Genomic DNA, 26,529 nt, shown 5'->3' with positions numbered 1-26,529 from the left:
CGACGGCCTCAGTACGGGTCGATGTCCGGCCGGGTGTCGGCGTCGCGGTCCAGCGGGAGGCCGTAGCGCTCGCGGAGTTCGTCGCCGAGCGCCTCGCCCGCCTCGGTGAGGAAGACGAACACGCCAAAGGGGAGGTCGTAGGAGGTGTCGCTCGGCGTCGCGGTGTCGAGGACCAGCACCTCCGCCGGGAGTGCCTCGATTTTGGGGAGCCCGTCGAGGTGTGACTCCATCGGGACCTGCCCGACGAGGACGTTCAGCAGGAAGGCGTCGTGGGGCAGCGGGTCGCGTGGCTGACACCACACCTCTCCCACGGGCTGGCCCTCGTGCTCCAGCACGCGACCGACTGGTTCCACCGCGGCTCGCTCGCGCAGGTCCGGGGCCTCGGTGACCGGCGCCGGCAGGCGCTCGGGGTCGACGCCCGGTGCGAACGCCACCGACGTGCTGAGCGTGTCGTCGCGTATCGCCCGGACGACGCGCCACGCCTCGTCGGGGTCGTCCGGGTCACCAAGCACCGTCGCGACGACGCAATCGCCCGTGCTGAGGCCGTCGACGGTGGCCTGCAACTCGTCATCGTACCCGTCCCGGTAGACACTGAACAGCCGCCCGTTCGTCGTCCCGTAGAGGTTCACGTGCGGAATCGCCGCGAGGTTCCGGTAGACGCGGAACCTGTCGGTCCGGCCCTCCTCGCCCGGCGGGACGTGGACGTCTGCCGGGACGTACTCCTGCATATCTCCCAGTAGGGCCACCGGAGGCAAGGCCGTTCCGCCGAACGAGCGGAGGTCGGCGCAGTCGGCTACAATGCCTTCGTCATCTCGCGGTGCGGGATGCCCGCGTCCTCGAACTCCTCGCCGTGGGCCTCGTAGCCGAGGTGCTCGTAGAAGGCGACGACGGGGACCTGCGCGTGGAGGTAGACCCGGTCGTAGCCCTGCTCGCGGGCGTGGTCCTCGACGGCGGCCATGATGCGGGCACCCCAGCCCTCGCCGCGCCGGGAGTCGCGCACGGCGACCCGCTCGACCTTCGCGGTCCGTGGCTCGTCCCCCTCGCCGTCGTGGTACTCGCGCAGGCGGGCCGTCCCGACCACGGCGTCCCCGTCGCGGGCGAGGACGTGGGTGGCCTCGTCGTCACGCCCGTCGAGTTCGCGGTCCTCGGGGACGCCCTGCCCCTCGACGAACACCTCGCGTCGGACCGCGATGGCGGCGTCGAGGCCGTCCTCGTCGGTGACCAGTTCGACGCGTGGGTCGCTCATGCCCCCACGCAGGACGGCGCCGGACAAAACCCTCTCGCCCCGGCGTGATTGTCGGTAAGCGGCACGCCTTTTGCCCGGCCGCTCCCAGTTACCCGTATGACTGCCGACCGCGCGCGCCTGCTCGTCGCCCTCGACGGCCTCGACGTGCAGGGGCTGGCCAGCATCGACCTCGCGGACGTCCCGGAGGTCGAGGTTACGGACCCGGTCTACGCGCTCGCGCTCGACGCCGCGGTCGACACGAACATGGCGACGCTGGAACTCGGCATCGAGGCCACGACCTACCAGCCCGACACCTTCCCCGGCGTCGTCTATCAGGGCGACCCCGCGACGGTGTTCGTTTTCGGCACCGGACAGCTGGTCGTCGCGGACGCTGACTCGCGCGCGGACGCCGAGGCCGCCGTCGCGACAGTCGCCGCGCGGCTGGTGGAGACGGACCTCGTCGACCCCGACGCGGTGCCGGAGGCGGGCGCCGAGGCGGTCGCGCTGCCGCCCGCCGAGGACCTGCCCGAGGGCGTCCGCGAGGCGGCCGAACCTGCCGCCGAGCCCGACTGTCCGGACTGCGGGAACGGCCTCGACGGGACCGAGAACTTCTGTCCGGCGTGCGGGGCCGACCTCGCCTGAGCGCCCCCGCCGTCGGTCGGTGACGGCGCCTCCCTGAACCGTTAAGACGGAGCCGCGAGTAACCGCTCGTGTCATGGAACTCACCTGGCACGGACACTCCTGCTGGCACGTACAGGTCGGTGACACGAGCCTCCTCATCGACCCGTTCTTCGGGAACCCGCAGACCTCGCTCGACCCGAGCGACGTGGACGACCCGGACTACCTCCTCCTCACGCACGCGCACGAGGACCACATCGCCCACGCCGGGGAGTTCGCCGACAGCACGCTCGTCGCGGTGCCCGAACTCGCGGCGTACGCCGAGGCCGAACTCGGCATCGACGAGGCTGTCGGCGGGATGGGGATGAACATCGGCGGCACCGTCGAGTGCGGCGACGCCTTCGTCACGATGCATCGGGCCGACCACACCAACGGCGCGATGACCGGCTACGAGTACGACCTCGGCATGCCGACGGGCTTCGTCATCAGCGACACGAAGCCGACCCAGGAGGCCGACCCCGACTCCACGGCGTTCTACCACGCCGGCGACACGGGCCTGATGAGCGAGATGAAAGACGTCATCGGCCCGTACCTGGAGCCGGATGCCGCCGCCGTCCCGGTCGGCGACCACTTCACCATGGGCCCGACGCAGGCCGCCATCGCCGTCGACTGGCTCGATGTCGACCACGCGTTCCCGATGCACTACGACACCTTCCCGCCCATCGAGATCGACACGGACGACTTCGTGAAGGAGGTCAAGGCGACGGGGTCGGATGCTGACGTGCACGTCCTCGAGGGCGACGAGAGCTTCACGCTTGAGTAACGGCTAGAAGCGTACGCTTCCTGATTTTCTACTTCTGCCTCCAACTGCCGCGACGAAGACGGCTACGAAGCCCTCGCGCTCTCGACCATCCGGGGCTCGCTGCGGTCCTCGGCCTCACTCCGTTCGGCCTGCGGTCCTTGCGTCGCCCGGGATGGGTCGAGACCGCTTGCCCTTCGAGTCCGCCAGGGGATCGAACGTGGCACGGGCGTGGCGCCCCTGCCCTTCCCCAGGTCGCGCGGCACTCGCGGGCAAGCCGCTCGGCACGCGCTCCCGGCCCGTGGAATGTCGGGGGTCGCGCATCCCCGTCAGTCCAACCGGCGTGCGCTGGCAGCAGCCCCGGAACCCGCGAGCGAGTTCAACTCGCTCGCACAGGTGGCGGGGCTGCCGGCTCTAAGCGCGCGAGGGCCGAAGCGCGCAGCGCCAGCGAGCACTGCAGGCGGCTGGGGAGGTGTGAGGCTCACGAGTCCGACTGACCAACACGGCTACGTCGGCAGCGCCGGCACGGCGCTGCCGTGGTCACATCAGGTCGGTTTCCGGGGAGTGGTGTCCGTGGGTCGTCGTTCGTAGGCCTGCGTCCCCGTTCGCTGCGGCCGCGAGAGGTCAACGGTTCCCCCAGAGATATTGTAGATATGACAGGAATAATCGGGTAATAATCGATAAAAAGTTCTAAGCGCCTCTATCTGCGACTTACTCGGCCATCTCGTGGATCCGCTCGGCCACCCGCTCGGCGTACTCGCTGCAGGCGAGCTTCTCGCCGCCGTCGATCTGCCGGTGGATGTCGTAGGTGACCTCGCCGGCCGAGATGGTCGCCTCGACCGCATCCCGAACCAGGTCCGCGGCGTCGAGCCAGCCCATCTGCTCGAGCATGATGCGGCCCGAGAGGATAAGCGCGGAGGGGTTGACCTTGTCCTGCCCGGCGTACTTCGGGGCGGAGCCGTGGACCGGCTCGGCGAGCATCCGGCCGTCACCGAGGTTGGCGCCGGGCGCGATGCCGAGGCCGCCGATCTGGGCGCCACAGGCGTCGCTCAGGTAGTCGCCGTTCAGGTTCGGCATCGCGAGCACGTCGTACTGGTCCGTGCGCGTGAGGATCTGCTGGAGCATGTTGTCCGCGATGCGGTCGTTGACCACGACGGCGTTCTCGGGCGGCTCGCCGTCGCGCTCGTTCCAGAGGGTGTCTTCCGTGATGACCTCCTCGCCGTACTCCTCCTCTGCGACCTCGTAGCCCCAGTCGCGGAACGCGCCCTCGGTGAACTTCATGATGTTCCCCTTGTGGACCAGCGTGACCGAGTCGCGGTCGCGCTCGAGGGCGTAGTCGATGGCGTTGCGGACGAGCCGCTTCGTCCCGAACTCCGTGATGGGCTTGATGCCGATACCGACCGGGCCGTCGTGGATGGTCGCGTCGTAGCCCATCTCCTCCTCGATGAACTCGCGGACCTTCTCGACCTCGTCGGTCCCGGCCTCCCACTCGATGCCGGCGTAGACGTCCTCCGTGTTCTCGCGGAAGGTGACCATGTCCATCTGCTCGGGCGCCTTCACGGGCGAGGGGACGCCGTCGAGGTGGTAGGTCGGGCGGACGTTGGTGTAGAGGTCGAGCTTCTTCCGGAGCGCGACGTTCAGCGAGCGAAAGCCCGCGCCGACCGGCGTCGTGAGCGGCCCCTTGATGGAGACCTTGTACTCGCGCATCGCCTCCAGCGTGTCCTCGGGCAGGTTCTCGTCGTACTTCTCGCGGGCGGATTCGCCCGCGTAGACGCGCATCCAGTTGATCTCGCGGCCGGTCGCGTTCGCGGCGGCCTGCAGTACCTTCTGGGCTGCCGGGCCGACGTCTACTCCGATACCGTCCCCGTAGATGATGGGGATGACCGGGTCGTCGGGGACGACGAACTCGTCGTTGTCGTCCACCTCGATCCGCGACCCGTCGGCAGGAACGTCCACCTTGTCGTATGACATAGCCGGCGCAACGAAGGGTCGGGACAAATTAGTACCGCTCTCGCCGTCTCAACGCCACGAACGACCATGAACGACCCGGACAGCCACGGGTTTCGAGGGGTATTCTCCCGTTCCCTGGTGTGGCGCGGGCCCTCGTAGCCGTGTGGTTCAACCGGTGGCCTGTCACGTCTCGGGGCCGTGGGCGGAGCCGTACAGGTCCGTCCACCGTCCACCGTCCGCCGTCCACCGTCCGCCGTCCACCGTCCGCTGTCCGTCCACACGCGTCCGCCGCTGCCGGTGCCAGTGCCCATCCGGTCGTCCAACCGTCCAGGGGTCCAATCCAACCGTCCAAACGAAACCCAGACCATAGTGTGACGGTATTAAATGCGCTCTAACCTTCTATAATGCCGGTTTCAGCCGGATACCCGATTTCGGCAGAATCACACGACGGCGTGATTATTGGATGGATTTGTCAGAATCCCTTTTTACATACTGTAGAAAGGTCGGGGTGAAGCATGAGTGGGGACGACTCAAGCAGCGAAAACGGAATCGAACTGTCACGCAGAACGTTCACCAAAGCGGCGGGCGCCGCGGCCGGCGCCGGCCTGCTCGGCGCCTCGGCGAACAGCGCGAGTGCCGGTCACTCGGAGCTCGCGCTGTCCGACCTCGCCAACTCGCGTGTCCAGGAACTCGTCAAGGTCTGGGACCGTGGCTACCGCGGGAACCCCAACCGGTCCATCGGCCTGACCGACTCCGGACTCGACGCCCGGCACCCCGACCTCGGCCCGTGGAACGGCGTCCGGGGTATCGTCGGCGACGACGGACTCCAGCTGGTCGACGAGTCCGTTCGGGATATCAACACGCCGGACGAGCCGCTCTCGGACGCCGTCAGCACCCCCGGTGCCTTCCCGGCCACCGCACAGGCGACGCCGGGGACGTTCGCGACCGGCCAGGAGGTCGAGGTCGTCCGGTTCACGATGAACACGGGCCCGATGCGGTACGTCAACGCCGAACTCGACTGGACCCCGAGCCAGCAGAACGCCAACGACCTGGAGTTCCGGCTGGACAAGAACACCGGGACGCCGGACAACCCGACGTGGAAGCCGGTCACGACGACCGCGACGGGGAGCGTTCCGGAGCGCATCCTCGGCGCGAAGGTCGAGGAAGAGACGGAGTACCGGTTCGTCGCGGAACTGTACGTCAACACGGTGTCGGAGGCGACCGTCTACGTGCGCTCCTCGGAGTCGCCGAACAGCAACCCCGGAGAGAACGCCGAGGCGGACGAGACTCTCGGCTTCTACACGAAGGAAGGGCCGAGGGGCGCCCTCGGGGACTCGGAGAACGTGATGGAGGACTACCGGGATGGGGACACCAAGACGGTCGGCTGGGTCGACCCCACCGGCCGCTTCGGGAAGCTGAGCAAGCCCCGCGACCCCGACGGCCACGGGAGTCACGTCAGCTCCATCATGGGTGGCTCCGGCCGCGCGAGTACGGTCAAGGATGTCACCAAGCACGTCGAGAACGAGAGCGCCGAGGCGCTCCTCTCGGGGATGGCGAAGGTCGAGTACGTCGATGTCCAGAGCGGTGAGGGCGTCTTCGCCTCCGCCTACGGTGACAACCTGGAGATCAAGATCAAGGACCCGCGGGGCGAGGTCGTCGCGGAGTCGGCGGTCGGCTCCGACACCAGCGAGTTCGACAACAACGTCGTCACGTATCCGGCCGAGAAGGCCGGGACGTACACGGTTCGCATCCAGCCCGGCTCCCCGAGCGCCTCCGCCAGCGTCGGTGGGCAGAGCGTCGGGAACCAGACGCTCCCCGAGGAGTCGGTGGAGGTCGACCCCGACGACCAGCTCGGCGGCGCCTCCCCCACGATCGGCCGCGTGAAGGAGTTCGCGGTCGGCTCCCTCGAATCCGTCGCCAACGCCGGCGACGGCGACCGCACGGAGGACGGACGGGTCGCCATCCACTCCGGCGTCGCGCCGGACGCGTCACTGGTCGGCCTGCAGGGCTTCGGTGCGCCGGTCGAGGTGCTGGCGAACCACGGCGACACGTTCACCAGCCAGTTCAACCTCCGCTCGGTCAACATGTCCTGGGGCTACGTCGGCGGACTGCCGCTCGGTGGCTTCGGGCAGGGCCTGGACGGGGGCGTCGTCGAGAACGTCAAGGAGATGGCCGAGCAGGGTATCATGACGGTCGCCGCGGCGGGTAACGCCGCGACGCCGGCCAACGGGAACGGTGCGCCCGCGGTCGCCGACGAGGCGGTCAGCGTGGTCGCGACCGGCCCGCGAGACGGCATCGTCGCGTACTCCTCCGGCGGTCTCGGTGGCAACGACGAGGACGGCGAGGGGGCGTACATGAAGCCGGACGTCACCGCACCCGGTGGCTCGCTGACCGACCTCGCCCAGGCCGCGAAGGCCAACACCTCCGACTTCAGCGACGACGAGACGCCGCGTGACTACACGGGCAAGGCCGGGACCTCGATGGCCTCCCCGTTCGTCAACGGCGTGGCGGGCCTCGTCGCGGACGCGATGGAGGACGGCGACGCCTTCGACGAGGGGGACGACGGCCTCCTCCCGGCCCCCGAGGACACCACGTTCGATGACGTGATGCGGTGGAAGCAGGTCATCCTGGCGACGGCCTCGGAGACGGCCTTCACCGCGGCTCCGTACCACCGCGCCAAGGCGCCCTCGTACCAGTACGGCGACCGCGACCCCTTCGAGGGGTACGGTCGCGTCAACCCGGATGCCGCCATCGACGCCGTCACGCAGAACATGTACGGCGGCGGTGCGTCACTCACTGACGACAAGTTCGAACCCGGCGAGGAGGTCTCCACGAACTACAGCGGCGAGGTCGGCCTCGACGTCCCGAAGGACTCCCGAGCGGTCGCGGGCTTCATCGAGGCGCCGCGCGGGTCGCTCGACCTCCGTGTCGGTGCCGGCGAGCTGGAGGGTCCCGACGCCGGAATGGCGGCCGGCGGCCCCCACGTCGACGTGTTCGTCTACGACGCGGAGAACCCCGCCGCCAACGGCGAGCCGAACGTCGTCGCGAAGACCCAGATCCGGAACGGGAGTGCCAGCCAGCTCACGGTCTACACGGACGGCCGCAGCCAGAGCCCGCAGGAGCAGGCTGACTCGGCCGTCGGAACGCTCGACGCCGCGTCGGGTGACGGCGAGACGCGCAAGCTGCTGGTCGTCGCGAAGCTCGTCAACGTCCCCGGGCTGGTCAACGGGTTCGACGCCCGGACGACGGTCTCGTTCGCGCCGAACTTCACGCTGGAGAAGCTGCCCACCTTCGGCGCGGTGGGCTCCCGGGCCGACGAGACCCAGACCTACATCGGCGGCTCCACCGTCGACATGCGGGTCACGCTCGACGATGTCACGGAGCTGTCCGACGGTGACACGATCAAGGTCCGTGACAGCCTGCCCGAGGGCTGGACGCCGATCGTCGAGGGTCCCGGCGACGCCGAGGACTTCACGACCGAGAACGGCCGCGTCATCGTCGACCTCGGCGAGTACGACGCGGACCTGGTCAACGACGACGGCGAGAGCCGCGAGTTCTACTACCAGGTCGAGGTCCAGGAAAGCGGCGGTCAGGCCACGCTGGGGCCCGCTGCCGTCGAGATCGACGCTCCCGAGTCGAAGGGCGTCCGGAACGACCGGGCCACCTTCGGTGGGACGAACGAGAACGCCGTCACGCCGAGCGCGAGTTCGGCGACCTCGACGACCACCGAGACGGCCAGCGACCCCACCTCCGCGACCGACCCGATTTCGGACGCGACCGGTGGCTCGGGCGGTGGCTCCTCGGGTGGCAGCGACGGCGGCTCCATCACCGACACCGTGAGTGGCACGACCGACACGGTCTCGGACACGCTCTGACCCACATCCCCGCCCGTTCCCCACTCGCCCTCCACTCGTTCTCACACTCTCCAGCGGCGGCCACGCCGTCAGGGACACACCTTTTAACCGTCCGCCTGCGTAGCCGGCGGTATGATATCACTCGACGAGGCCGTGACGGCCCGGCTCGAATCCCACGGCGAGCGGTTCGAGGTGCTGGTCGACCCGGACGCGGCACTGGCCATCAAGCGCGACGAGTTCGAGGGCGACCTCGAGGACGTCATCGCCGCCGAAGACGTGTTCGAGGACGCCTCGCGCGGCGACCGGCCGCCCGAGAACGCGCTGGAGGAGGTGTTCGGGACGACCGATCCGATGGAGATCATCCCGGAGGTCATCAAGCGCGGGGAGATCCAGATCACGGCCGACCAGCGCCGGGAGATGCAGGAGCAAAAGCACAAGCAGCTCGTCAACACCATCGTCCGGAACGCGGTCAACCCCCAGCAGGACGACACACCCCACCCGCCCGAGCGCATCGAGCGCGCGCTCGAACAGGCCGGGTTCAAGGTCGACCCGATGGAGCCCGTCGAGAACCAGGTCGACGACGCGCTGGAGGCGCTCCGGCCGGTCATCCCCATCCGCTTCGACGAGGTCGTGATGGCGGTCCAGCTGCCCGCGGACCACGCCGGCTCCGGCCAGGCGCAGGTCCGGGAGTTCGGCGACCTGCAGCGCGAGGAGTGGCAGTCCGACGGGAGCTGGGTCGGCGTGCTGAAGTTCCCGGCCGGCCTGCAGAACGAGTTCTACGAGCTCTGCAACGAGGTCTCCAGCGGTGAGGCCGACGTCCGTGTCATCAAGGACGAGGACGACATCGGGACGCGGTAATCGACTGCCGCTCGCGGCCGGAACGCGACGGAACGCAACCGTTTCCGGGCATGAGGCCCTTCCATGCCACGTGCCCAGTCGTTCGCGTCTGCTCACCGCGGCCGTCGGCCTGCTGGCGAGCCTGCTCGTGAGCGTCGCCGCGTACGTCTACTTCGACACGTTGCTCCTGTTCCTCTTCCTGCCGTTCGTCCCGTTCCTGTTCCGGGGTGGTGACGAGCACGACGAACCGCCGGTCCGGACCTGTCCGGCGTGTGGTTACCGGACCCGGGCGACCGATCACGAGTACTGTCCCCGGGACGGAACGCGGCTCGAGTGAGTCGCCGGGCTACTCGCCCGGGGGGCCGCCGTCCGGGTGGTCACCATCCGTGCTCGGGGCCGGGTCACCGTCGGGTCGGTCGCGTGGTTCCGTCGAGTCGGGAGCGTCGTCCGGTCCGTCCTTGGCCGCCGCGTCGTCTGCCGACTCGTCCGTGGTGGGGGCTGTATCGGCCATCGCGTCCGGGTAATCCTCGTCAGGAGGGGTCGTTCCCGGGTCGACCGCGGCCGGCCGGATGGCGTTCCCGGCGACCAGTTCCGGGAGGACGAGGTCGGCGAAGTGGTACGTCAGGACCAGCAGGAGCGGGCCGAGGAAGATGCCGTACCAGCCAAAGAGGAGCGGGCCGAAGATGTAGGCGAACATCACGAGGCCGACGTGGAGGTTACGCCCGGAGACGTACGGCCGGAGCAGCAGGTCCGGGATGGTGTCGACGATGACGAAGGAGAGGAGGGTGAACGCGGTGGGGAACCAGACCGACGCGTCGTTGGCTCCGGCGACGACGAACAGGTAGATCGCCACCGGGACGTAGACCAGTTTCATGCCGACGACGGGGACGAGGCTGGCAGCACCGGCCAGCAGGCCGATGAGTGCCGGGTAGGGGATGAAGATGCCGGGCGGGGCGACGAAGTTGAGCAGCGAGTAGACGACGGCACCGATGCCGGCCGTGAAGACGGCGTTCAGCAGGTTCCCGGTGTAGACGCTGTGGAGGTCCGTGTCGACGCGGTCGACGAACGTGCCGAGGACGCCCGTCTCGGTCCCGAACCGTCGGAGCGCCCAGCGGGTGAGCCGGGGACCGTCACGGAGCATGTAGAAGGCGGCCGCGAAGACGACGAACAGGTGGAGCAGGCCGTTGCCGACGAAGCCGAGCGAGTCGAGCGCGGGCCCGAGTGCGCTCTCGATGGCGGCGCGGGCGTTCGGATCCGACAGCAACGTGGCCGGGTCGCCGACGGCGTCCGAGAGCTCCAGGTAGGGTGCGACGGCCTCCTCCAGCGGGCCGAGGTCGGCAGTGTTGCGGAAGCGCTGGAACTCCTGCAGGCCGATGGCGAGCGCGTAGGTCACGAGCACGAGGACCGGCAGGGCAAGCGCCAGGAGCGCCAGGGCCGCGGCGAGGGATTTCGACCGCAACCGCCGGCGCAACCGGGTGTAGAACGGCCGCGTCCCGTAGTAGACGAAGAGGGCCAGCACGAACGTCCCGACGAACGAGTACGCGACGAAGGAGAGCAGGAACGCCACGGCGGCCCCAAGGGCCCACCACGCGGCGCGGGACTTCGATACGGGGACCTGCATACTGGGCGGTTCGCAGGCGCGACCATAAACCTCCGTCACCGTAGCTCTGTCCCGCTGCCCCCCCACAGCCTTTTGCTTGGGGTTCGCGTAGCCGCGGGGTATGGGTCTCGACCGTGACCGGGTGGAGCCACGCGTGGCCGAACTGCCCGGCGAGAAGGCCAGGGAACGGGTCGACTATCACCGCTCGTTCGCCGCGCCAGCCACGTACGTCTACGACTTCGTCTGGGACCACACCGCCCCCGCCGACGGCCCGTTCTGCACGGACGTCGACGGGAACGTCCTCATGGACTTCACCAGCCACGTCGGTGCGGCGCCGCTGGGCTACCAGAACCCGAAGATCACGGAGCCGATGGCCGAGTTCGACCTGCCCGACCCGGGCAAGATCGCCGGGCAGGATTTCTACCTCTCCGCGGGCGACCCCGCCGACCCGCAGTTCCCGGGGCCGGCGGAGCTGATGGACCGCCTCGTGGAGGCGACGAGCCACTACGGGATGGACACCGTGTTCCTCTCGAACTCCGGCGCGGAGGCGGTCGAGAACGCGATGAAGATCTGCTACGACGACACCGGCGGGAAGTACGCCATCACCTTCGAGGGCGCCTTCCACGGCCGGACGCTGGGGACGCTCTCGCTCAACCGCTCGAAGGAGGTGTACCGCCGCGAGTTCCCCGAGATCGGCCCGGTCCACGACGCGCCGTTCTGCCGGGACCGCTCGTGTGACCCGGCCGCGTGCGGGTGCGGGTTCTTCCCCGACCCCGACGGCGAGGGGCCCTCCACCCTCCGCCGGATGCTCGACCCGGAGCGGGGCCACGTCAACGTCGACGAACTGGCCTTCCTCATCCTGGAGCCGGTGCAGGGCGAGGGCGGCTACCACGTCCCCAGCGACGCGTTCATGGAGGAGGTCGCCGCGCTCTGTGACGAGCACGACATCCACATCGTCGCCGACGAGATCCAGTCCGGCGTGGGCCGCTCGGGCGAACTGTGGGCCAGCGACCACTACCCCATCGAACCGGACGTCATCACGGCGGCGAAGGCGCTGCGCGTGGGCGCGACGGTCGCCAGCAAGGACGTGTTCCCCGAGGAGCAGAGCCGGCTCTCCTCGACCTGGGGCGCCGGGGATATCGCGGCCTCGCTGCAGGGCGCACTCACGCTAGACGCCATCCACGAGTACGACCTCCTGACGAACGCGACCGAGCGGGGGCGGCAGGCCCGCGAGCTGCTGGCCGATGCCGACCTGCCGGGCGTGACCGATGTTCGTGGTCTCGGCCTGTTGCTCGCCGTCGAGTTCGACACGAAGGAGCGGCGCGACGACGTGCAGGCGGCAGCGATGCAGCACGGCCTGCTGACGCTGGGCTGTGGCCACAGGACGCTCCGGCTGCTCCCGCCGCTGGACGTGACCGAACGGGAGGTCCGGCTGGGCGTGGACCTGCTGGCCGAGGCGGTCCGCGACGTGGCGTGAGGCGGTTGCACTGTCCGCCCCGCACGGGGTGACGCTCACCGGGCCGTCCGATGCGGGATGCCCGGCCGTGTCCGCCGTCCGTCTGCCGAAGCTTCATTATCGTGGTGTGCGTCAACGCTCCACATGTCGACGGAGGACGGCGGGTCGATGGAGTTCGTACTGGACGGGGACAACACGTTCGCCGGGCTCCCCGGCACGATGAAGGCGATCTCGTGTCCCTCCTGCTTCAACCAGCAGCTCCTGAGAGATGTCATCGACACCGGGCGGTGTCGGAGCTGTGACGCCGACCTCGAACTGACACTCTCCGTGCAGCCGGAGTGACCTCGTCCCACTCCGTACGCCCGAATCCCGTCGCGAACTCCCGGGGTTCAGCGATAATCTCCGGAGTAACTCGGAAACCACGCCGTCTCGACGGCCAGCGATGGTCGACACCGCCCGGAAAGCGCGCCGTTGATAGGGCTCGGGTCGATACCCCGGTGTAATGCGGGTCGAGCAGTTGGGCGATGGTGAGCCGGAGATCGCTGTGGTGGGTGGCATCCACGGCGACGAGCCGTGCGGCCCTCGCGCCATCGACGCGGTGTTGCAGGCCGACCCGGACCTCGCGCGCCCGGTCAAGTTCATCGTCGCCAACGAGGAGGCGATGGCGCGGAACCTCCGGTACGTCGAGGAGGACCTCAACCGTGCCTTCCCGGGTGCGCCGGACGCCGACACCCACGAGGCACGGCTGGCCCACGAACTGCTGGCGGAGCTTCGCGACTGTGTCGTCTTCTCGATGCACTCGACCCAGTCCTACGCGCAGCCGTTCGCGCTCTGTGACACGGTGGACGCGCTCGCGCGCTCGGCGTGTCCGTATCTCTCGGTGGACGCGCTGGTCGAGACCTCGCAGTTCTCCGAGGGCCGGCTCATCGAGCGCGACGAGGTGCTGGAGGTGGAGTGTGGGCTTCAGGGAAGCGACCAGGCCGCCGAGAACGCGGAGCGGTTGGTGCGGGAGTTCCTCGCGGCCGTCGGCGCGCTCCCGGGCGAGCCACACGAGAACCACGAGGTCCCCATCTTCCGGATGCATCGGCGCATCCCGAAGCGCCGGGGCGACCGCTACGAGGTCCTCGTCGAGAACTTCCAGCGCGTGGACGCGGACGCGCCGTTCGCGGCCGTCGACGGCGAGCAACTCGTCGCCGACGAACCGTTCTATCCCATCCTGATGTCCGCCTACGGCTACGAGGACGTGTTCGGCTACACCGGCGAACTCGTCGGGAAACTGGAGGCCGACGGCGAGGCGACGGCCCGGGCCGAGCGCTAGCGCCGGACCACCAGCATCTCCGTGACGCCGCGCTGGAACTCGTAGGGTACCTCGCGTGTCTCGACGGCGAGTCCGTCCGCCCGGAGCGCCGTGACCGACGGCTCGACGAACGCCGACCGCTCGGTGTCCAGCGACGCCAGCGGGAACACCCGGACCTCGTCGGCGACCCGGGCGAGTTCCCGGAGCGCCGCGGTGTGGAACGCCGCGTCCAGCCGGTCGTCGTAGAGGAACAGCAGGTTGGCCGACAGCGCGAGGTCGAAGCTGTCGTCCGGGAACGGGAGGTCCGGGAGCCCGGCCGCGACGTACGGGCCCGCGGGGTAGTCGGCCAGGAACCGCCGGTGGGCCCGCCGGAGGTGGTCGGCCCGCCCGTCGATGTCACCGTACCAGTCCCAGGCGAACAGGTCGCGCGTCTCGCGCAACTGCTCGACGGTGGCCTCGCAGTCCTCGCGTGCCGTGGTCGCGATATCATCCCGGGGCCGCCCGTAGAGCGGGTCCGCACCGACGACGGGCACGCCGCGCTCGCGAGCGGTCCCGACGAACGAACCGACCCCCGACGGGCAGTCCAGTACCCGGCGGTCGGACGGCGCTCCCGGTTCGAGGTCGAACATCGCGGCGTACTCCTCGAACGTCCGGCCGATGGTACGGAACGCCTCGTCGACCTCGAACCGGTCGGTGTCGTCGTCCTCGGCGTCCCGCCGGCTACTCCTGTCGCGGTTCGCGTCGTGCTCCGGGTCGGTCACGCTACTCTCCGGGTGCCTCGAACTCCACCAGTTCCAGGTCCCGGCCCAGCGCGCAGTGGTCGTGTGGCGGGTCGCCGAGCACCTCGTCGATGCGGTACTCCGCGTCGAACTCCGCGCCGTCGGGTTCGCAGAACTCGTGACTCGGGCACTCCGTGTGTGGGCAGGGCCCCTCCAGCGAGACGCGGCTGCCGGCGTACGCGGAGGTGGCGGCGACGTTCGCCGTGATGGGTGCCGGCTCCACCTCCACCGCGCGGACGCCGGTGTCGTGCATCGCACATTCCAGCGTCTGCCCGCCGTCGCGGACCTCGGTGACGCGGTACTTGCGGCCCTCGGTCAGGTTGAGACACTGGTTCCGGTAGGGACAGCCCGCACAGCCGCTCGCCTCGCCGCCGTAGACGAACTCGGTCCCCGGTTCCGCGAGCCGGGTCCCGATGAGCGTGACCTTCGACATGGCCGACGGTTCGCCGCGACGGGTGAAAAGCACCCGGGCGCCGGCCGGTCAAACGGCGGCTTGACTCTCTGGAAGGCATATACCCGCTGGCGACCCCTCGACAGCCATGCAACGACGGCAGTATCTCGCCCTCGCGGGTGGCGCCCTCGCCGGCCTGGCGGGCTGTACGGACGGGCCGGTGGACGGCGGCACGACGCCCGGTGCCGGGTCGACGCCGACCGGCACCGAGGCGACCGTCACGGGGACGCTCACCGCCAACGGCACGCCGGAACTCGGCCGGCTGGACGCCCCGTTCGCCCAGCGTGCGGTCGGTGGCAACTACCTCGCGGTGGCGACGACGGCGAGCCACGGCGAGCGACTCGCGACCGCACTCGAAGGCGACGAAGCCGGGAGCGAGGCCCCCGCGTTTCTCAGGGAGACCGACTACGACGCCGCGAGCGTCGTCTGCGTTCAGGAGTCCCAGTCGTCCTCCGTTCCGGACCTCGAACTCGTCTCGGCGCGGGTCGCGGGCGAGACGGTGACGCTCGCGGCGCGCTACCCCGGTACCGCCGGCACGGACGACATCACGACGGACCTGCTGCTCGTCCGCGTGGCCCGCCCGGCCGTCAGGCACGCCACCGTCGGCATCACGCCCCAGCGTGGCGATACCACGCGGTTCAGCACCGTCGGCCGGTACGGACGGGAACTGCTGGACGAGCCCCGGCCGCTCGTCGTCCGCAACCGGGATTGCGAGTCCCACCCGGTCCGCGTCACGGCGACGGTCGGCGGGGAACTGGTGGCCGAGACGCCACCGTGGGAGCCCTCGGCGCCGGCTTCGGTCGTCCGGTACGGAGCGTTCCTCCGCGAGGCCGCGACCCACACGGTACGGGCGTCGCTGGGCCGGGACGCGAGTGCGGAGACGACGCTCGCGACGGCGACCGCCGCCGACGACCCGCAGGGGGCACTCGTCGACGTCTCCGGTGACGGGACGCTCTCCGTCGAGACACGGCCCGTCGAGGACCTCCCGGACCGGGCGAGTGGGGAGTGCGAGGCGGCCTCGCTCCCGTACGAGTCGAGCGACCCGTCGGAGAACGTGGCCGACCCCGCCCGACTCGAGTGGGTCAACCGGAGCGGCGCCGACCGGCAGCTGGAACTGGTCGTCCGCGACGGGGACCGCACGGCCGTCGAGCGCGACGTGGCGCTGGCCGCCGGCGGGAAGGGGCAGACCGAGGCCCTCGTGGCGAAGCGCGGCGTCTACGACACGCGACTCCTGCTGGACGGACGCGAGGAACGGGTGGACTGGCAGGTCGACGAGTCCGGCGACGACCTGCAGGTGATGGTCGAGGCCGACGGCTCCCTGGCGGTGGCACGGAGCAGTCTCGCGTAGCGGCCGTCACTCACCGGTCAGCCGGTCCAGCTCGTCGAAGTAGTCCTCGCGAGGGACCTGATAGAGGTCGCGGTAGTCCACGTCCCCGCGTGCGAACTCCGCGGCCAGTTCGCGGGCACCCTCCACTGCGGCCCCCCGCGTATCGTACCGTTCCTCCGGGGCCGACACGTCGGGTTCGAGGTAGAGCGTCACGACCCACGACGCACCCGGCGGAGCCTCGCGCTCGACGCCGGGCCGGCGGTCGCGCCGCCCGTGGGTGACGTAGAGGGTCGGCAGACACGGTGCGGGGAATGCGCCGCCATCGAAGATATCCGGTCGGTAGACGAGGACCGTCCGCTGGTCGTCGTCGCTCCAGACCCGCCAGCCATCGGGGAGCGTCGCCGGGTCGAGTGAGGTCCCGGGGTCCCGCGCGTCGTCGGTCATCGCCCGCCGGTACGCCGTCGGTGTCCCTGAGTCCGGCGGTTCCGACACCGGCTGGCCGGAAGGTATATAAGCGCCGCTCTGCCAGGGAGCTTGGTAGTCCGTCGCACCAGCGCGTCGGCGTGTGGTTTCGGCGGTGGACGGTCGTGTTCTCTCGGGGTGATTGCGGCAAAACTTATGAGTGACGGACTCTCATGGTTAATATAGTGCGGTGGCGCCGAGCCACCGAACGCCCCGGCCGTGCTCCCCGTTACGTCGCCCCGTGACGTCGGTGCCGGCGCCGGAGTGTGGTACGCCCACTCATGCCACAATACACTCATCCCCGGTTCCGTGCGAGCGGCCCCCGGGCCGGACTCCCGTGCCCGCGGTTCCTCCGCCGGTACGTAGGGGGCGGGCCCCAGCTCCGTGTCGATACCGACCGCGGCCGCCGTGACGGTGGGCCCACGGCTGTGACCCATCCCCCCGAGATGACGACCACCCAGACCAACACATGAGCGAACGAGAGAGCCTCGAAGCACTCAGCCAGGAGTACCGTGATACCATCCCCGAGGACCTCCGCGAGACCCACTCCTTCGAGTGGTACCTCGACGAGGTCTACGACCACCCGCGCATCGCGCGCAACGCCCACCAGCGCGTCGCGGACATGTTCGACTACTACGGGACCGAATACGACGAGGACGCCGGCGTCGTCGAGTACCTGCTCGCCAGCGAGGACCCGCTGAACGACGGCGAGAACACGTTCTACGGCCGTGCCGTCCACGAGTCCATCCACGAGTTCGTCAACAAGGTGAAATCCGGCGCCCGTGGACTGGGCCCCGAGAAGCGTATCAAACTGCTCCTGGGGCCGGTCGGCTCCGGGAAGTCCGAGTTCGACCGCCAGGTCCGGACCTACTACGAGGATTACACCGCCACCGACGAGGGCCGGATGTACACCTTCCGCTGGACCAACCTGGGCGATGTCATCCGCGACCAGGACCCGGCCGACGACACGGTCCGGTCGCCGATGAACCAGGACCCGCTCGTGCTGCTGCCACAGAAGCAGCGCGACCGCGTTCTGGAACGGGTGAACGAGGCGCTCGACGCGCCCTACACCATCCGCAACGAGCAGTCGCTGGACCCGGCCAGCGAGTTCTACATGGACCGGCTGCTGGAGGAGTACGACGACGACCTGCAGACGGTTCTGGAGAACCACATCGAGATCGTCCGGTTCATCGCCGACGAGAACAAGCGCCAGGGCATCGAGACGTTCGAGCCCAAGGACAAGAAGAACCAGGACGAGACGGAGCTGACGGGGGATGTCAACTACTCGAAGATCGCGGTCTACGGGGAGTCGGACCCGCGAGCATTCGACTACAGCGGGGCGTTCTGCAACGCGAACCGCGGTATCTTCTCGGGCGAGGAGTTGCTCAAACTGCAGCGCGAGTTCCTCTATGACTTCCTGCACGCCACCCAGGAGCAGACGATCAAGCCGAAGAACAACCCCCGCATCGACATCGACCAGGTCATCGTCGGCCGGACGAACATGCCCGAGTACCGGGACAAGAAGGGCGACGAGAAGATGGAGGCGTTCAACGACCGGACCAAACGCATCGACTTCCCGTACGTCCTCCAGTACGCGGAGGAGGCCCGCATCTACGAGAAGATGCTCCACAACGCCGACGTGCCGGATATCCACGTCGAGCCCCACACCCTCCAGATGGCCGGGCTGTTCGGCGTCCTCACGCGCATCGCCGAGCCCGACGGCGGGCAGGTCGGCGTCGTCCAGAAGGCGAAGGCCTACAACGGCGAGATCGACGAGGGTGAGGACATCGACGTGAAGAAGCTCCGCGACGAGGCCGAGGAGACCACCGACCTCGGCGAGGGGATGGACGGGGTCAGTCCGCGGTTCATCGGCGACGAGATCGCCGAGGCCATCATGGACTCGATGCACCGGGGCCGGGGGTTCCTCTCGCCGCTCACCACGTTCAACCACCTCGAGGAGAACCTGGAGAACCACGGCTCCATCCCGCAGGAGAACTTCGAGACCTACTACCGCTACCTGGAACTCGTCCGCGAGGAGTACAAGGAGCGTGCCATCGAGGACGTGCGCCACGCGCTCGCCTACGACCTCGACGAGATCCAGCGCCAGGGCGAGAAGTACATGGACCACGTCATGGCCTACATCGACGACGACACCGTCGAGGACGAGATTACGGGTCGCGAGCAGGAGCCCGACGAGAAGTTCCTGCGCGACGTCGAGGAGAAACTCGACATCCCGGAGGACCGGAAGAACGACTTCCGCCAGGAGGTCGCCAACTGGGTCTCCCGCAGAGCGCGCGAGGGGGAGACGTTCGACCCGCAGGACAACGACCGGCTGCGCCGGGCGCTCGAACGCAAGCTCTGGGAGGACAAGAAGCACAACATCAACTTCTCGGCACTCGTGTCGAGCGGGGAGATGGACGACGACGAGCGGTCCGCCTGGGTGCAGGCCCTGACCGACCAGGGCTACTCCGAAGACGGGGCCAGAGAGGTGCTCGAGTTCGCCGGCGCCGAGGTCGCCAAGACGGAGATGGAAGACTGATATGACCGACGACAACCGTGGCGAGGAACCGACCGACGACGAGGTCGCAGATGGAGGTGAGGCGAGCGACGCGAGCCGAGCCTCGTCGGGCCGCCGGTCCGACGGCGGTGTCGCTCGTGACGCGGCCTCGTTCATCGACGCGGCCGACGAGAGCCTGGAGGCGACCTACGAGCCGCCGATGTCGCTCTCGGAGTACGTCGAGGAACTGTTCGAGAACCCGGGGACCGCGAGCCACGCCTCGAAGTACCTGCTGCAGGCCATCGAGGCCGCCGGCCGCCGCACCGTCGTCGAGGAGGGCGAGGAGAAGCAGCGCTACTGCTTCTTCGACGACCCGCACAACGACGGCGAGCACGCCATCCTCGGCAACACGGAGGTGCTGAACGCGTTCGTCGACGACCTCCGCTCCATCGCCGCGGGGCGGGGCAAGGACGAGAAGATCGTCTGGCTGGAGGGTCCGACCGCGACCGGCAAGTCCGAGCTGAAGCGGTGTCTCATCAACGGGCTCCGGGAGTTCAGCAAGACGCCCGAGGGTCGGCGCTACACCGTCGAGTGGAACGTCGCGGGTGCCGACAGCGGCGCGAGCGCGATGACCTACGGCGGCGGGGGCCCGCCGGAACCGGACGAGGACGACTGGTACGCCTCGCCCGTGCAGGTCCACCCACTGGCGGTGTTCCCCGAGGACGTGCGCGAGGACCTGCTCGCCGAGCTGAACGCCCGGCTGGACGACCACATCCCCATCCGCGTGGAGGGGCGGCTGGACCCGTTCTCGCGGGAGGCGTACGACTTTCTCGAGGAGCAGTACCGCCGGCAGGGTGTCGAGGACCTGTTCTCGGCGGTGACGGACCCGAAGCACCTCCGGGTGAAGAACTACGTCGCCGACGTTGGCCAGGGCATCGGCGTCCTCCACTCGGAGGACGACGGCTCGCCCAAGGAGCGGCTCGTCGGCTCGTGGATGGCCGGGATGCTCCGCGAACTCGACTCGCGGGGGCGCAAGAACCCGCAGGCGTTCAGCTACGACGGCGTCCTCTCGCAGGGGAACGGCCTCCTCACCATCGTCGAGGACGCCGCCCAGCACGCCGACCTGCTGCAGAAACTGCTCAACGTCCCCGACGAGGGGAGCGTGAAACTGGACAAGGGCATCGGGATGGACATCGACACGCAGATGATCATCATCTCGAACCCGGACCTCGAAGCGAGACTGAACCAGCACGCCGACCGCTCGGGGTCGGACCCGCTGAAGGCCCTGAAGCGGCGCCTCGACAAGCACGAGTTCACCTACCTGACGAACCTCTCGCTGGAGGCCGAACTCATCCAGCGCGAACTCACCAACGAGACGACGGTCTGGACCGCCGACTCCTACGACGAGCTGGCGGCGCGCATCCGCCAGCCGGTCACCATCCGCGTCCGCGACGGCGAGGGTGTCGTCCGGGAGAAGGAACTCGCCCCGCACACCATCGAGGCGGCCGCGCTGTACGCGGTCGTCACGCGACTCGACGGCGAGGACGTCCCGCCCGGGCTGGACCTCGTGGACAAGGCCCTGGTGTTCGACCGGGGCTACCTGCAGGACGGCGACGAGCGCCGGGAGAAGGAGGAGTTCGACTTCGACGCCGACGCCGAGGACGGAGAGACGGGCATCCCCGTCACGTACACGCGGGACATCATCGCGGACCTGCTCCACGAGGTGCAGGACCGCCACCACCCCGACCTCCCGGTCGAGGACGTGGTGATGCCCCGCGACGTGCTCAACCGGATGGCCGAGGAGCTGAGCGACACGCCCGTCTTCGGGCCCAACGAGAAGACGGAGTTCGAGAACCGGCTCGTCCCCATCAAGAACCACGTGTTCACCGAGCAGGAGGACGACGTGCTGGAGGCCATCATGCGCGAGAAGCGCGTCGACGAGGCCACCGTCGAGGAGTACATCGAGCACGTCTACGCGTGGGTCGAGGACGAGGGGATCGAGAACGAGCGCGGCGAACTGGAGGAGCCGGACCCGCTGAAGATGAAGGTGTTCGAGACCGAGCACCTCGGCCGGTTCGACGAGGACGACTACGACGGGACCGAGCCCGACGCGGCCGTCGAGGAGTTCCGCGCCGAGAAGGTCGTCACCGCCCTCAACCGCCACGCCTGGCGCCACCGCGACGAGGACTTCCGGGTGGAAGATGTGAACGTCAAGGAGATTCCGGTCATCGAGACGGTGCTGGGCAGCCACGACTGGGACGACGTCCGCCGGACGTTCCCGGACTTCGACCCCGACCAGTGGGACGACCCGCCGTCCGGGACGGAGACGGCTTCTGTCAAATCAGATACCATCCGGAACATGCAGGAACTGTTCGACTACTCGGAGGCGTCGGCCGAACTCACGAGCCGGCACGTCATGGGCCAGGTGAGCTACCGATGGGAGTGATGAGGATGTTCCGTGGTCGTGTCCGGTTTGGATTCGGATGTCGTCAGGGACGACGGAGACGCCTACGAAGCCCTCGGCCGCTCGGGGCCCCGCGGCTCGCTGCGCGCTTCCCTCGTGCCTCACGCCGTTCGGCACTCAGTCCAGTGCATACATCGCCGGGGGACCACCGAGCGGCCTCGCCCTTCGAGTCCACCAGGACCGCGTGTGGGTCAGTCGGGACCGTGGGCCTCGTGCCTCCCCAGCCGCTTGCAGTGCTCGCTGCGCTGCGCGCTTCAGCCCTCGCGCGCACAGGGGCTTCCGGCGGCCGGCAGGTGAGCGGGCGACACGAGGTCGCCCGCGGTGAGCCGGCCGCCGGGTGCCAGCGCGCGCCGGTTGGACTGACGGGGCTGGCACGCACTAGCCGAGCGACGGGTCGGCCGGCCGGTTCCACGGACAGGAAGCGCGCGGGCGCCCTTTCCGTGGAGGTCGTTCGAAAGGCGGCTCCGCCGCCTTTCGTGATGACGAGAGACGCCGCAGGCGTCTCTCGGACCACCGCGAGCGAAGCGAGCGTGCCGGAACACGCCGGCGCCCGCGCGGGGAGGTGTGGGGACTCTGCGCCCCCATGGAACCTCCACGCGCGAATGCTCCGGTTGCCCCCCGAACCCTGGCGGACTGCCGAAGGGCGAGGGCGCTCGACGGTGCCCGGACGAAGCAAGCACTGGACCGAGCAGCGGGGGAGCGAAGCTCCCCCGAGCGAACGGCGGCGAAGCCGCCGTGAGCGGCGAGCCTCGCGAGCCGTGAGGGAAGCGCGCAGCGAGTCCCGGCACCCCGAGCGCCCGAGGGCTTCGGTAGCGTCCCCGTCGCCGTCGCACACACCGGTATTACCAGGGTACTCGACGGACAAACATCTAAATTCAGAAATAATAGATGAGGTAACAACGTAATGGGACTGAAAGACGACCTCGAACGATATCGCGAAGTGGGCGAGGAGAAGCGGCAGGACCTCTCCGAGTTCATCCAGTACGGCGACATGGGCCAATCCCTCCCGGACGAGGTGAAGATCCCCATCAAGATCGTCGACCTGCCGGAGTTCGCCTACGACCAGCGCGACATGGGCGGCGTGGGCCAGGGCGACGGCGACACGCCCGACGTGGGCCAACCCGTCGGCGAGCCACAGCCGCAGCCGGGCGACGGCGACGAGGACGGCGAGCCCGGCGAGGAGGGCGGCGAACACGAGTACTACGAGATGGACCCCGAGGAGTTCGCCCAGGAACTCGACGAGGAACTCGGACTGGACCTCGACCCGAAGGGGAAGAAGGTCATCGAGGAGAAGGAGGGCGACTTCACGGACATCACGCGCACGGGGCCCGCGTCCACCCTCGACTTCGAGCGCCTGTTCAAGAAGGGGCTGAAGCGCAAGCTCGCGATGGACTTCGACGAGAACTACCTGCAGGAGGCGCTCCGCGTCGAGGGCTGGGGGCCGGCGAAGGTGTTCGAGTGGGCCCGCGAGCAGCACATCCCCGTCTCCCGGCCGTGGATCGAGACGGCCTACGAGGACATCCCCCGCGAGGAGCGGGACCGCTGGGCCAGTATCGAGGAGATGGAAGCCAACGTCGAGCGTGAGTCCACGGCGACCCGCATCCGCCGGGACGGCATCGACGAGGTGCCGTTCCGGCGCGACGACGAGCGGTACCGCTACCCCGAGATCGTCGAGGAGCGCGAGAAGAACGTCGTCGTGGTCAACATCCGCGACGTGAGTGGGTCGATGCGCGAGAAGAAGCGGGAACTCGTCGAGCGGACGTTCACGCCGCTGGACTGGTATCTCACGGGCAAGTACGACAACGCCGAGTTCGTCTACATCGCCCACGACGCCGACGCCTGGGAGGTCGAGCGTGAGGAGTTCTTCGGCATCCGCAGCGGCGGCGGCACGCGCATCAGTAGCGCGTACGACCTCGCCGCGGAGATTCTGGAGGAGCGCTACCCCTGGAACGAGTGGAACCGCTACGTGTTCGCCGCGGGCGATAGCGAGAACTCCTCGAACGACACCGAGGAGCGGGTCATCCCGGCGATGGAGGAGATTCCCGCGAACCTGCACGCGTACGTGGAGACCCAGCCCTCCGGCAACGCCATCAACGCGACCCACGCCGAGGAGGTCGAGGAGCACTTCGGCGGCGACTCCAACGTCGCCGTCGCCTACGTCTCCAGCCCGGAGGACGTGGTCGACGCCATCTACACCATCCTCAGCACGGAGCAGTCCGAGGAGGTGACCGCACGATGAACCCCGACCGCATCGAACAGCAGCGTATCGCCGAGGGACTGGAGGAACCGGTGCGCGAGGCCGCCAACCTCGCGGAGAAGCTGGGCCTGGAGCCGTTCCCGGTCAACTACTGGATCGTCGACTACGACGACATGAACGAGCTCATCGCCTACGGCGGGTTCCAGACGCGGTACCCGCACTGGCGCTGGGGGATGCAGTACGACCGCCAGCAGAAGCAGGGCCAGTTCATGGGCGGCAAGGCGTTCGAGATCGTCAACAACGACAACCCCGCCCACGCGTTCCTCCAGGAGTCCAACAGCCTCGCGGACCAGAAGGCCGTCATCACGCACGTCGAGGCGCACTCCGATTTCTTCCGGAACAACGAGTGGTTCGGGCTGTTCGCGAACGACCCGGACGCGGCCGCCATGCTCGAGCGCCACGCCGAGACCATCCGGGAGTACATGGAGGACCCCGAGATCGACCGCGAGGCGGTCGAGGCGTGGATCGACCACGTCCTCTGTCTGGAGGACAACGTCGACCAGCACCGGGCGTTCGTCCCGGCCGAGACGCGCGGCAGTGATGGCGAGGATGTCGAGGCGGAGGTCGTGGCCGAGAAGCTCGACGAGCTGGAGCTCTCCGACGAGGTCCGGGACCAGGTGTTCGACGAGGAGTGGCTCGAGTCCCAGGAGGACGACGAGGAGGTCCGGTTCCCGGCCGAGCCCGAGAAGGACATCCTCGCGTTCCTCTGGAACCACGGGAAGGCGTACGACGCGGAGGCCGAGAAGGCCGTGGAGATGACCGAGTGGCAGCGCGACGTGCTGGAGATCCTTCGCAAGGAGGCGTACTACTTCGCTCCCCAGAAGATGACGAAGGTGATGAACGAGGGGTGGGCCGCCTACTGGGAGTCGAAGATGATGACCGACGAGGCGTTCGCCGGCGACGACGAGTTCCTCTCGTACGCCGACCACATGGCCGCCGTCCTGGGCTCGCCCGGGCTGAACCCGTACAAGCTCGGCCTGCAGCTCTGGAACTACGTCGAGAACACCACCAATCGCCGCGAGGTCGTCGAGAAGCTGCTCCGGGTGGAGGGCGTCACCTGGCGCAACTTCGAGGACGTGATCGACCTCGACGAGGTGCGGGACCTGCTCGAACCCGAGCCGTGGCTGGTCGACGTTGTCGGGCACCTGGACGACCTCGACCCAGACGACGAGCGCGTCGACGCCGAGGCGCTGGCGGCGGCCCACGATGGCGAGGTCGACGTACAGAAGTACCCCTGGAAGGTGCTGACCTACGCGGGCCTCGCGGAACGCCACTATTCGCTCGTGAAACCGGCGTTTCGCGGCTTCCTCAAGCGCATCAGCCAGTCGGAGCTGGAGCGCATCGCCCGCTACCTGTTCGACACGGACCGGTACGACTCCGTCGAGGACGCGGTCGCGGATGTCGACCGCGCCGCCGGTTGGGACCGGATGCGCGAGATCCGCGAGTCCCACAACGACGTGACCTTCCTCGACGAGTTCCTCACGCAGGAGTTCGTCGACGACAACGACTACTTCACCTACGAGTACACGCACACGACCCGCGACTACCGGGTCACCTCGACCGACTACCGGGACGTGAAGAAGAAGCTGATGCTCCGGTTCACCAACTTCGGGAAGCCGACCATCGCGGTCGAGGACGGCAACTACGAGAACCGGAACGAGCTGCTGCTCGCTCACCAGTACAACGGCGTGATGCTGGACATCCAGCAGGCCCGGCAGACGCTCGAACGCGTCTTCCAGCTCTGGGGCCGTCCGGTCAACCTCAAGACCATCGTGAAGGAGGTCGACGAGCACGACATCGAGGTGGCGCGCCGACGCGACCGCGAGCCCGAACCCGAGGAGGTCGGCAAGCTCCTCCGGTACGACGGCGAGGAGTTCACCGTCGAGGACCTCCCGTGGGAGGCCGTCGAGGGTATCGCCGCGACGGATGTCGACTACGACACCAAACCCGACGAGTGGCTGGCGTGATGCGCCGGCCCCGGACTCGGGCCGGACGACGGCGGGCTGGGCGGCCCTGTGGATAGGTTCTTGACCCCCCGGGCGCAACCGGTGTGTAGTGTCAGAGGGTAGCGCAGTCACTCCGGAGGCGGACACGCCGACGGAGATGGAACCGAGCGACATCCACGACATCCTCCGGAACGACCGGCGCCGGCTCACCATCAAGAACCTGCAGGAGCAGCCGGACGGGACGATGGGTGTCCGCGAGCTCTCGGAGGCCATCGCCTCGCTGGAGACCGGCGAGGACCCGCCGCCGAGCGACAAGCGCCAGTCCGTCTACGTCTCGCTCCACCAGACCCATCTGCCGAAGCTCGAGGAGTTCGGCATCGTCTCCTACGACTCCGACGAGAAGCGGGTCCGCCTCGAGGACCGCGTCCGCGAGGTCGAGGTGTACATGGAGATCGTTCCCCGGTACGGGCTCTCGTGGGGCGAGTTCTACTTCGGCCTGGGGCTGCTCGGCACGCTCACCACCATCGCGGTCCTGCTCGGCGTCCCCGGCGTCGAGGCGCTCGGCGTGACCGTCACCGCAACCGTCTTCTTCGTCATCCTGATGCTGTCCTCGACGTACCACGTCTACGCACAGCAGGACCGCATCCTGTTCCAGCGCTTCCGGAAGGAGTAGAGCAGGCGTTTTGCGGGCCGCCCGCCATGCGGGCCAC

21 protein-coding genes are annotated in these 26,529 nt (G+C 68.7%); 14 read left to right on the top strand and 7 right to left on the bottom strand.

All coding sequences use genetic code 11. From position 1 onward, the window contains the following. Positions 1–8: 8 nt before the first annotated feature. Positions 9–728, bottom strand: a complete 720-nt coding sequence (locus NL114_RS00570) for a hypothetical protein (RefSeq protein WP_254822865.1) — start codon at positions 726–728, stop codon at positions 9–11. Between the two features lie 65 nt (positions 729–793). Next, complete coding sequence (locus NL114_RS00565; RefSeq protein WP_254822864.1) at positions 794–1,246, bottom strand: GNAT family N-acetyltransferase; 453 nt, start codon at positions 1,244–1,246, stop codon at positions 794–796. A gap of 96 nt (positions 1,247–1,342) precedes the next feature. Between NL114_RS00565 and NL114_RS00560 the strand changes: the two genes are divergently transcribed. Together NL114_RS00560 and NL114_RS00555 are read left to right on the top strand one after the other, a co-directional pair. Beyond that, positions 1,343–1,867, top strand: coding sequence for a hypothetical protein (locus tag NL114_RS00560; RefSeq protein ID WP_254822863.1), 525 nt, complete (start codon positions 1,343–1,345; stop codon positions 1,865–1,867). Positions 1,868–1,940: 73 nt separating this feature from the next. After that, positions 1,941–2,666, top strand: a complete 726-nt coding sequence (locus NL114_RS00555) for a metal-dependent hydrolase (RefSeq protein WP_254822862.1) — start codon at positions 1,941–1,943, stop codon at positions 2,664–2,666. A gap of 687 nt (positions 2,667–3,353) precedes the next feature. Here the strand turns inward: NL114_RS00555 and icd are convergent. Beyond that, positions 3,354–4,613 (bottom strand): isocitrate dehydrogenase (NADP(+)), encoded by a 1,260-nt coding sequence (icd, locus tag NL114_RS00550; protein WP_254822861.1) that lies wholly within the window; start codon positions 4,611–4,613, stop codon positions 3,354–3,356. Positions 4,614–5,107: 494 nt separating this feature from the next. On the opposite strand from icd, the gene NL114_RS00545 reads away from it, so the two are divergent. From NL114_RS00545 to NL114_RS00535, 3 genes are all read left to right on the top strand, one after another. Beyond that, positions 5,108–8,467, top strand: coding sequence for a S8/S53 family peptidase (locus NL114_RS00545; protein ID WP_254822860.1), 3,360 nt, complete (start codon positions 5,108–5,110; stop codon positions 8,465–8,467). Between the two features lie 111 nt (positions 8,468–8,578). Further along, on the top strand, positions 8,579–9,304 hold the full coding sequence (locus NL114_RS00540) for a ribosome assembly factor SBDS (protein ID WP_254822859.1): 726 nt from the start codon (positions 8,579–8,581) through the stop codon (positions 9,302–9,304). Positions 9,305–9,374: 70 nt separating this feature from the next. Next, on the top strand, positions 9,375–9,620 hold the full coding sequence (locus tag NL114_RS00535) for a hypothetical protein (protein ID WP_254822858.1): 246 nt from the start codon (positions 9,375–9,377) through the stop codon (positions 9,618–9,620). 9 nt (positions 9,621–9,629) lie between these two features. Here the strand turns inward: NL114_RS00535 and NL114_RS00530 are convergent, their stop codons facing one another. Continuing rightward, complete coding sequence (locus NL114_RS00530) at positions 9,630–10,904, bottom strand: AI-2E family transporter (protein ID WP_254822857.1); 1,275 nt, start codon at positions 10,902–10,904, stop codon at positions 9,630–9,632. Positions 10,905–11,004: 100 nt separating this feature from the next. Between NL114_RS00530 and NL114_RS00525 the strand changes: the two genes are divergently transcribed. The 3 genes from NL114_RS00525 to NL114_RS00515 all read left to right on the top strand — a co-directional run bounded on the left by NL114_RS00525 (position 11,005) and on the right by NL114_RS00515 (position 13,657). Next, a complete protein-coding gene (locus NL114_RS00525; protein ID WP_254822856.1) occupies positions 11,005–12,360 on the top strand; it encodes a class-III pyridoxal-phosphate-dependent aminotransferase in 1,356 nt (451 codons plus the stop codon). 123 nt (positions 12,361–12,483) lie between these two features. After that, complete coding sequence (locus NL114_RS00520) at positions 12,484–12,681, top strand: hypothetical protein (protein ID WP_254822855.1); 198 nt, start codon at positions 12,484–12,486, stop codon at positions 12,679–12,681. Between the two features lie 160 nt (positions 12,682–12,841). After that, on the top strand, positions 12,842–13,657 hold the full coding sequence (locus NL114_RS00515) for a M14 family metallopeptidase (protein WP_254822854.1): 816 nt from the start codon (positions 12,842–12,844) through the stop codon (positions 13,655–13,657). Here NL114_RS00515 and NL114_RS00510 read toward each other — a convergent pair. Continuing rightward, positions 13,654–14,397, bottom strand: coding sequence for a class I SAM-dependent methyltransferase (locus NL114_RS00510; protein ID WP_254822853.1), 744 nt, complete (start codon positions 14,395–14,397; stop codon positions 13,654–13,656). The genes NL114_RS00515 and NL114_RS00510 overlap by 4 nt on opposite strands. A gap of 1 nt (position 14,398) precedes the next feature. Next, positions 14,399–14,848, bottom strand: coding sequence for a UPF0179 family protein (locus NL114_RS00505; protein ID WP_254822852.1), 450 nt, complete (start codon positions 14,846–14,848; stop codon positions 14,399–14,401). Between the two features lie 106 nt (positions 14,849–14,954). Between NL114_RS00505 and NL114_RS00500 the strand changes: the two genes are divergently transcribed. Then, positions 14,955–16,214, top strand: coding sequence for an Ig-like domain-containing protein (locus NL114_RS00500; protein ID WP_254822851.1), 1,260 nt, complete (start codon positions 14,955–14,957; stop codon positions 16,212–16,214). Positions 16,215–16,220: 6 nt separating this feature from the next. Here NL114_RS00500 and NL114_RS00495 read toward each other — a convergent pair whose 3' ends face one another. Beyond that, entirely contained in the window at positions 16,221–16,637 is a 417-nt protein-coding gene (locus tag NL114_RS00495) for a DUF5820 family protein (RefSeq protein WP_254822850.1), read from the bottom strand. Between the two features lie 487 nt (positions 16,638–17,124). Between NL114_RS00495 and NL114_RS00490 the strand changes: the two genes are divergently transcribed. The 5 genes from NL114_RS00490 (at position 17,125) to NL114_RS00470 (ending at position 26,492) form a co-directional block, all read left to right on the top strand. Continuing rightward, positions 17,125–19,194 carry a PrkA family serine protein kinase gene (locus NL114_RS00490; protein ID WP_254822849.1) on the top strand — a complete coding sequence of 690 codons (2,070 nt, stop codon included), beginning with the start codon at positions 17,125–17,127 and terminating at the stop codon, positions 19,192–19,194. 1 nt (position 19,195) lies between these two features. Beyond that, positions 19,196–21,598, top strand: a complete 2,403-nt coding sequence (locus NL114_RS00485; protein WP_254822848.1) for a PrkA family serine protein kinase — start codon at positions 19,196–19,198, stop codon at positions 21,596–21,598. A gap of 922 nt (positions 21,599–22,520) precedes the next feature. Further along, positions 22,521–23,855 (top strand): YeaH/YhbH family protein, encoded by a 1,335-nt coding sequence (locus NL114_RS00480; protein ID WP_254822847.1) that lies wholly within the window; start codon positions 22,521–22,523, stop codon positions 23,853–23,855. Beyond that, positions 23,852–25,840, top strand: coding sequence for a SpoVR family protein (locus tag NL114_RS00475; protein WP_254822846.1), 1,989 nt, complete (start codon positions 23,852–23,854; stop codon positions 25,838–25,840). The genes NL114_RS00480 and NL114_RS00475 overlap by 4 nt, the downstream gene beginning before the upstream one ends. An 88-nt stretch (positions 25,841–25,928) precedes the next feature. After that, positions 25,929–26,492, top strand: coding sequence for a DUF7344 domain-containing protein (locus NL114_RS00470; protein WP_254822845.1), 564 nt, complete (start codon positions 25,929–25,931; stop codon positions 26,490–26,492). The last annotated feature ends 37 nt before the right edge of the window (positions 26,493–26,529 follow it).

It is taken from the genome of Haloglomus halophilum (assembly GCF_024298885.1).
GTDB lineage: Archaea > Halobacteriota > Halobacteria > Halobacteriales > Haloarculaceae > Haloglomus > Haloglomus halophilum.
Note: the sequence above shows the minus strand (reverse complement) of the source record. Positions and strands in the feature narration are given on the sequence as shown.

Excerpts from the sequence above, each read along its gene's own strand:
- NL114_RS00475 (WP_254822846.1), top strand. The coding sequence starts at position 23,852 with ATGAACCCCGACCGCATCGAACAGCAGCGTATCGCCGAGGGACTGGAG.
- NL114_RS00505 (WP_254822852.1), bottom strand. The coding sequence starts at position 14,848 with ATGTCGAAGGTCACGCTCATCGGGACCCGGCTCGCGGAACCGGGGACC.
- NL114_RS00515 (WP_254822854.1), top strand. The coding sequence starts at position 12,842 with ATGCGGGTCGAGCAGTTGGGCGATGGTGAGCCGGAGATCGCTGTGGTG.
- NL114_RS00480 (WP_254822847.1), top strand. The coding sequence starts at position 22,521 with ATGGGACTGAAAGACGACCTCGAACGATATCGCGAAGTGGGCGAGGAG.
- NL114_RS00525 (WP_254822856.1), top strand. The coding sequence starts at position 11,005 with ATGGGTCTCGACCGTGACCGGGTGGAGCCACGCGTGGCCGAACTGCCC.
- NL114_RS00530 (WP_254822857.1), bottom strand. The coding sequence starts at position 10,904 with ATGCAGGTCCCCGTATCGAAGTCCCGCGCCGCGTGGTGGGCCCTTGGG.
- NL114_RS00565 (WP_254822864.1), bottom strand. The coding sequence starts at position 1,246 with ATGAGCGACCCACGCGTCGAACTGGTCACCGACGAGGACGGCCTCGAC.
- NL114_RS00520 (WP_254822855.1), top strand. The coding sequence starts at position 12,484 with ATGTCGACGGAGGACGGCGGGTCGATGGAGTTCGTACTGGACGGGGAC.
- NL114_RS00540 (WP_254822859.1), top strand. The coding sequence starts at position 8,579 with ATGATATCACTCGACGAGGCCGTGACGGCCCGGCTCGAATCCCACGGC.
- NL114_RS00500 (WP_254822851.1), top strand. The coding sequence starts at position 14,955 with ATGCAACGACGGCAGTATCTCGCCCTCGCGGGTGGCGCCCTCGCCGGC.
- NL114_RS00555 (WP_254822862.1), top strand. The coding sequence starts at position 1,941 with ATGGAACTCACCTGGCACGGACACTCCTGCTGGCACGTACAGGTCGGT.
- NL114_RS00560 (WP_254822863.1), top strand. The coding sequence starts at position 1,343 with ATGACTGCCGACCGCGCGCGCCTGCTCGTCGCCCTCGACGGCCTCGAC.
- NL114_RS00490 (WP_254822849.1), top strand. The coding sequence starts at position 17,125 with ATGAGCGAACGAGAGAGCCTCGAAGCACTCAGCCAGGAGTACCGTGAT.
- NL114_RS00495 (WP_254822850.1), bottom strand. The coding sequence starts at position 16,637 with ATGACCGACGACGCGCGGGACCCCGGGACCTCACTCGACCCGGCGACG.
- icd (WP_254822861.1), bottom strand. The coding sequence starts at position 4,613 with ATGTCATACGACAAGGTGGACGTTCCTGCCGACGGGTCGCGGATCGAG.
- NL114_RS00570 (WP_254822865.1), bottom strand. The coding sequence starts at position 728 with ATGCAGGAGTACGTCCCGGCAGACGTCCACGTCCCGCCGGGCGAGGAG.
- NL114_RS00545 (WP_254822860.1), top strand. The coding sequence starts at position 5,108 with ATGAGTGGGGACGACTCAAGCAGCGAAAACGGAATCGAACTGTCACGC.
- NL114_RS00485 (WP_254822848.1), top strand. The coding sequence starts at position 19,196 with ATGACCGACGACAACCGTGGCGAGGAACCGACCGACGACGAGGTCGCA.